Origin of the sequence: Cellulomonas algicola, from assembly GCF_019024305.1 — a bacterium.
In the GTDB taxonomy this organism is placed as follows: Bacteria; Actinomycetota; Actinomycetes; order Actinomycetales; family Cellulomonadaceae; genus Cellulomonas; species Cellulomonas algicola.
The window spans coordinates 1-6,782 of record NZ_JAHKSJ010000043.1; the positions used below are offsets into that span (position 1 = coordinate 1).

Genomic DNA, 6,782 nt, shown 5'->3' on the forward strand with positions numbered 1-6,782 from the left:
AGCGGCCCGCACCGACGCGGGCAAGGCCGCCGCCGCACGCACGGCGGCGCAGGCCGCCCGCGACGCGGCCGCCCAGGCGGCCGCGCTGAACCAGGTCAAGGCGCAGCGGGACGCGGCGCTCGCCCAGGCACGCGCCGCGGCGTCCGCCGCCGCGAGCGCGAGCAAGAACGCCGACCTCGCGGCGAGCGCGGCCGACGAGGCGTCGCGGCAGGCGGGCGTGTCGTCGTCGCAGGCGCAGCGCACCCAGCAGGCGGCCGCGGCGGCCAAGGCGCAGGCGGCGCGCGCCGCGTCGGCCGCCCGACGCAGCCTGGCCCTCGCCGAGGCCGCTGCGGCGGCGTCGGACCAGGCGTTCGAGTTCGCCCGGCAGGCCGGGGAGCACGCGACGCGGGCCGCCGCCGCGGCCGACGAGGCAGCGGCGCACGCCGGCGAGGCAGCGCAGGCAGCCACGCAGTCGGCCGCGCACGCCGCGGAGGCCACGGCGGCGTCGCAGCTCGCGGTGTCCGCCGCGACGCAGGCCGTCGAGGTCGAGAAGCTGGCCCGCGACGCCGACGCGGCCCGTCTCGCGGAGGCGACCGAGCAGGGCGTGGCCGACGCGCAGGAGGCGGTCGCCGCGGACGCGGCGGCGCGGGCGGCGGGTGGTGAGACCCCCGGGTGGGACCGCACCGTGCGGTGGGACACCGCCGAGGACGCGCGCGTCCCCGCCGCGACCCGCACGCTCCTCCAGGAGGCGACCGCCCCGGGCGCGTCGACGCAGGTCGTGCTCGCCAAGGGCCGGCAGGCCGCGCTGGCGCTCGCGACGACCGGCGGGGAGTGGACGAAGGCGGCCGCGGCGGAGGCGCTGGCGGGCGACGAGGTCGCGCTCCGGTCCTGGCTCACCGTGGGGCGCACCCAGGCGGCCGGTCAGGACGACCGGGCCCGGGTGTGGCACCTCGTCGACACCCTGCCCGACGGGCAGGAGCGGACGGCCGCGCGTGCGTCGCTCGACGGCGACGACGCCGCGGTGGCGACGTTCCTCAAGACGCGCGCCTACCCGCGCAAGATCGTCGACGACCGTCTGGCGCTGTCACGGATCCTCAACTCGAACCCGGGGCCGGCGTTGTACGCCGCGACGCAGAAGGCGCTCGCCGGGACGGCGCAGCAGGCGCACGAGTTCCTGCGGGACGGCCAGCACGTCGCACGGGCCGCCGACCAGCGGGTCGAGATCACGCGGGTCATGGACGCCGGGGGCGCCGAGGTCAAGGCCGCAGCGCAGGTCGCGCTCGCGGGCCCGCCGTCGTACGGCACCGACTTCCTCGCGGTCGGCCAGTTCCAGGCCGCGCAGCGGGACAAGGAGCAGGCCGCCCACGTCCAGGCGGTCCGGGCGCTCGTGCAGCAGGCGCAGGAGTACGCCCAGAAGGCGCTCGCGGACGCGGCCGAGGCCAGGCGCGTCGCCGCCGTCGCCAAGGGGGCGGCCGCGGAGGCGGCCGCCGCCGCGAACCAGGCCGCGGCCGCCGCGAACCAGGCCGCGACCTACGCGGCCCAGGCGACCCAGTCGGCGGCTGCGGCGAAGGCGTCGGCCGACCAGGCCGCGCAGTCGGCGCAGACGGCGAAGGACGCCGCCGCCAAGGCGCAGGTCAGCGCGAACAACGCCGCACGCTCCGCCCTGACCGCGAGCGCCGCGAGCGAACGGGCCGAGGCCAGCGCAGCGGCCGCGCAGGCGGCGAGGAGCTCCGCACGGGCATCGGCGGTCGCGGCGGGCCGCGACGCGGTGGCCGCCAACCAGGCCGCCCTCGAGGCCGCGACGACGTACAGCGTCCGGCTGAAGCAGCAGGAGGTCGCCGACCGGAACGCCACGCCGGGCAGCGGGCCCGACGGCACGACGAGCGCCGACTGGGCGCACCGGTACGAGAACTGCCTGAACCCGCTCGACAAGCCCGCGCAGCGACCGGAGTGCCAGGAGGCCTACCGCGAGATCGTCGGGCTGATCACCGACCCGGAGAAGTGCAGCCGGCCGCTCAGCCGTGACGCCCTGGGCTGCCAGATGGCGTCCGCGTTCTGGAAGGACCTCACCGAGCTCGCCGAGGAGGACCCCGAGCTCCTCGCCTCGATGGGGCTCGACGCCTTCCAGCTGCTGCTCGGCCTCTGCGGACTCGCCCCGGGCTTCGGGGAGGCGTGCGACGGGGTCGACGCGATCATCTCCGGCTTCCGCGGCGACTGGCTGGGAGCCGGCCTGTCGATCGCCGCGATGATCCCCGTCTTCGGATGGCTGCCCGGCGGCGCCCGCATCGGCGCCGACGCGACGCAGCTCGTGCGCGCGCTGGACAAGGTCGAGGACGTCCTCGCCGCTCGACGGGCCGCGAACGCCGGTACGCACCTGTCGGACGAGTACCTCGACCTCGCGCTGAAGCACGTGACCGACAGCGGCGACACCGTGCTGGGGCGGTTCCCGCAGTACATCGACAAGGCGCAGGCGCGCGGCGCGAGCTACTTCGACATCGGCGGCGCGTGGGACGACGTCATCGCGCGTGGCGACGACCCCTGGAGCCTCAACGTCGCGTTCCTCGACGACCGGATCGCCGCGGGCGACCGGATGCTGCTCTCGGTGCCGAAGCAGGACGTCCTGCCTGGCACCTACCTGAGCAAGGAGATCCAGTACCTCCTCGACCACGGGTACGTGTGGGTCAACCAGTGGTCGCTCGTGCCGAGGGGATGAGCCGTGAACCTGATCCTCGCGTTCATCGACGCGCACATGGACTACCTGTGGGAGGGCGACCGCTACTCGGTCGTCGGCTCGCAGTCGCGCAGCAGCAACGGCGGCGACGCCCTGCTCGTCGTCGAGTCGCCGACCCTGCGCCTCCGCTTCGTGCGGGACCGCGGGCAGCTGCTGCTGGACTTCCAGCCCGCGGCGGAGCACCGGGACGAGTGGTGGTCCGTGGACCTCGTCCGTCGCCTGCTCCTCGGACGGCCCGAGCCGTCCGCGGTCCTGGACGAGTCCTACGCCGCGTTCCTCGGCGAGCACCTCACGGAGGTCGAGGCGCGCTTCGGCGCGGAGCGGTGGCCGGCGACGAGGGACGAGCTGAAGAAGCTCAAGGTCCGACGCTCGAAGGAGATGTGGGGATGAGGGCGCCGACGTGCGCCCGCCGTGGTCGCACCGTCGGGGCGTCCAGGTCGAGAACTGCAGGCGAGAGGAACGAGTGACGTGAAGAAGGTCGTGGGGTGGGTGGTCGCGCCCGTCGTCGTGGCGGGAGTGGCGGTCGCGTGGGCGAGCAGCGCCGGTGCTGCGGACTCGCCCGTGGAGGTGCAGTCCTCGTTGGTGGAGGACTACGCCTACCCGGGGGCGGACGCGATCCTGGCGGAGCACGGGCTCAAGGTGTTCACCGGTGACGGGCACGTCGAGCCGGTGTCGTCAGGGGAGTTCGGGTCGGGTTCGTGCGCGCCGGGCCTGATCCAGGTCGAGACGATGGTCGAGGAGGAGCCGTACGGCGCGTACTACTGCTTCCGCACGTCGGGGACGCGCGGCTTCCTGACCCTGGAGGTGCCGCACACGTTCCTCCTGCGCGGCGGGGACAAGCCCGTCGAGGCGACGGCCGAGCTCGCGAGCGGCACCGAGGAGACGTACGCCGTGGCGCCCAACACGTCGGTCGCGGTGGACCCGGGCGAGGGTGCCGAGATGCCGCAGGCGATCCTCGTCGAGCTCCGGTTCGGTAGCTGGTGAGCGCGCCCGACCGTCCCCGCCGACTGCGCACGCGAGCGCTCCGGACGGGTGTCGTCGCCGCGGTGCTCGTCGGCGTGGGCGTGCCCGCCGCGGTCGCCGTCCAGGGCAGCACGCCCACGGGCTCCGTCGCGCAGGCGACCGTCAAGGTCGACGTCGGCACCGACCGCTCCTGCTCCGGAGCGCTCGTCGCGCCCGCGTGGGTCGTGACGGCGAAGTCCTGCTTCACGACGGGCGGCGTCGCCGTCGTGCAGGGCGCCCCGAAGGTCAGCACCAAGGCCACGGTCGGGCGGGTCGACCTGACCGGCACGGCCGGACGCGTCGTCACCGTCGACCTCCTCGTGCCGCACGCGGACCGTGACGTCGTGCTCGCACGGCTGTCGACACCGGTCACCGACGTCACACCCGTGAAGATCGCGTCCGCGGCACCGGTCGTGGGCCAGGAGCTGACCGTGACCGGCTACGGCCGGACCGCGACGCAGCTGGTGCCGGACACCGCGCACGCCGCGACGTACACCGTCGCCGCCGTCGCCACCGGCACCGTCGACCTCCGGGCGCAGGGCGCCGGTGCGACGATCTGCAAGGGCGACGCCGGCGGTCCGACGCTGCGCGCCACCACCGGCGGTGTCGAGCTCGTCGCCATCCACCACACCGCCTACCAGGGCGGCTGCCTCGGGGCGACCACGACCCGGCAGGACGCGACCGACACCCGTCTGGACGTCCTGCGCACCTGGATCACCGGCATCACGGACCCGGCGCCGGTCGTCACGCACGTCAAGCACGTCTACACCGTCAACGGCGGACAGGTGTGGGAGGCGGCGTCCGACAACGGGTGGCGCAGCCTGAACTCGGCGATCACCACGTCCGGGCCTGTCGCGGTCCTCGCCGTCGGGGGCGTGAAGTACGTGTACACCGTCAACGGCGGCCGCGTGTACGAGGCCGCGTCGAACAACGGCTGGAAGAACCTCGACACCGGCATCACCACGTCGGGCGCCCTCGCCGTCACCGCGATGAACGGCGTCAAGTACGTCTACACGGTCAACGGCGGACAGGTCTGGGAGGCGGCGTCCAACAACGGGTGGCGCAACCTGAACTCCGGGATCTCCACGTCCGGTCCGCTCGCGGTCATGGCGACCGGCGGCGTGAAGTACGTCTACACCGTCAACGGCGGACAGGTCTGGGAGGCCGCGTCGAACAACGGCTGGCGTAGCGCGAGCTCGGGCATCCCGACCTCCGGCGCCCTCGCCGTCACCGCGATGGACGGCGTCAAGTACGTCTACACCGTCATCGGCGGCCAGGTGCACGAGGCCGCGTCGAACAACGGGTGGAAGGTCCAGAACTCGACCGTCACGACGTCCGGCCCGGTCGCGGCGATGGCGTTCGACGGCGTCAAGTACGTCTACACCGTGAACGGTGGTCAGGTGTGGGAGGCCGCGTCGAACAACGGCTGGAAGAACCTGAGCTCCGGGGTGTCGACGTCCGGGCCGCTCGCGGTGCTCGACCTCGAGACGGTGACCCGGTGAGCGGCGTGGGTCTGCTCGACCGCCGCGTGCGTCGCGGTGCCGTCCGCACCCTCGTGGCGACGCTCGCGCTCGCGTGCGTCGGCGTGCCCGCGGCGTTCGCCGTGCAGGGTGCGACGCCCACCGGGACGACGGCCGCGGCCACGGTCCGGCTCGAGATCGGCGCCGAGCGGGCGTGCTCGGGAGCCCTGATCGCCCCGACCTGGGTCGTGACCGCGAAGTCGTGCTTCGCCGACGCGACGGGTGCCGTGGCCCAGGGTGCCCCGAAGGCGGCGACGAAGGTCACGGTCGGTCGGGTCGACCTCACCGGGACCGCCGGGCGGATCGTCAACGCCGACCTGCTGGTCCCGCACGCCGAGCGGGACGCGGTGCTGGTGCGGCTCGCGTCCGCCGTGAACGACGTGGCACCGGTGAACGTCGCCACGGCGGCACCGGTCGCCGGGGAGTCGCTCACCGTCACGGGGTACGGGCGCACGACGACGCAGCTCGTCCCCGACACCGCGCACGCCGCGACCTACACCGTCGGCGCGGTGGGGACGGCGACCTTCGCCATCCAGGCGCAGGGGGCCGGAGCGACGATCTGCAAGGGCGACGCCGGTGGACCCGCGCTGCGGACCACGACCAGCGGCATCGAGCTCGTCGCGATCCACAGCACCGCCTACCAGGGCGGGTGCCTCGGGGCGACCACCACGCGACAGGACGCCACGGAGACGCGGCTCGACAACCTCGGCGCCTGGATCGACCAGCAGATCCCGCCGCTGCTGACGACCCTCGCGGCCGCCGACTGGAGCGGCGACGCGCACGCCGACGTGCTCGGCGTCGACGTCCGCGGCGACGTCTGGTACTACCCGCACAACGGCAACGGGCTGACCGCGCGCGCCAAGATCGGCAGCGGCCTCGCGACCTTCACGCACGTGATGGCGGCTGACTACAGCGGCGACGGCAAGGCCGACGTCGTGGGCGTCGACAGCGCCGGAAGGCTCTGGTACTACCCGCACAACGGCAACAGCCTGTCGGCCCCGGTGCAGATCGGGTCCGGCTGGGCGACGTTCAAGCACGTCACCGCCGGCGACTGGAACAGGGACGGCCGCGCCGACATCCTCGGCGTGGACGCCGACGGGCTGCTGTGGGTGTACACGAACGTCGGGCTGGCGCTGCCCTCGCGTGTCCAGATCGGCAGCGGCTGGGGCTCCTTCACGTACGTCCTCGCTGCCGACTACAGCGGTGACGGGCACGCCGACGTCGTCGGCGTCGACTCCTCGGGGAGGCTCTGGTACTACCCGCACAACGGTCCCGGCCTGTCCGCTCCCGTGCAGATCGGCGTCGGCTGGGGCACCTTCAAGGAGGTCATGGCCGCCGACTGGAGCGGCGACGGACGCGCCGACATCATCGGCGTCGACTCCGCCGGCAGCACGTGGGTCTACGAGAACAAGGGCCTCTCGCTGCCGGGTCGCGTCGCGATCCCCGGCGCGCCGCAGATGCGCTGACCCGACGGCCGCACTGCCGGGACCTCTCACAGGACGTCCCGGCAGCGCGGCCTCGGCGCGCTCTAGGTGTACTGACCCGCTGCG

General features: G+C 74.2%; 5 protein-coding genes. All 5 read left to right on the plus strand.

Annotated features, from left to right (window positions below; genetic code table 11):
• The coding region (locus tag KOV94_RS20340) for an ALF repeat-containing protein (RefSeq protein WP_218053035.1) at positions 1–2,692 on the plus strand (2,692 nt) is incomplete at its 5' end.
• A gap of 3 nt (positions 2,693–2,695) precedes the next feature.
• Positions 2,696–3,100: a hypothetical protein gene (locus tag KOV94_RS20345; protein ID WP_218053036.1), complete on the plus strand. Its 405-nt coding sequence runs from the start codon at positions 2,696–2,698 to the stop codon at positions 3,098–3,100.
• A 78-nt stretch (positions 3,101–3,178) separates the two neighbouring features.
• Positions 3,179–3,694, plus strand: a complete 516-nt coding sequence (locus KOV94_RS20350; protein WP_124342826.1) for a hypothetical protein — start codon at positions 3,179–3,181, stop codon at positions 3,692–3,694.
• A complete protein-coding gene (locus KOV94_RS20355) occupies positions 3,691–5,214 on the plus strand; it encodes a trypsin-like serine protease (RefSeq protein WP_218053037.1) in 1,524 nt (507 codons plus the stop codon). The genes KOV94_RS20350 and KOV94_RS20355 overlap by 4 nt, the downstream gene beginning before the upstream one ends.
• Complete coding sequence (locus tag KOV94_RS20875) at positions 5,211–6,698, plus strand: FG-GAP-like repeat-containing protein (protein ID WP_308160694.1); 1,488 nt, start codon at positions 5,211–5,213, stop codon at positions 6,696–6,698. The genes KOV94_RS20355 and KOV94_RS20875 overlap by 4 nt, the downstream gene beginning before the upstream one ends.
• Positions 6,699–6,782: the final 84 nt, after the last annotated feature.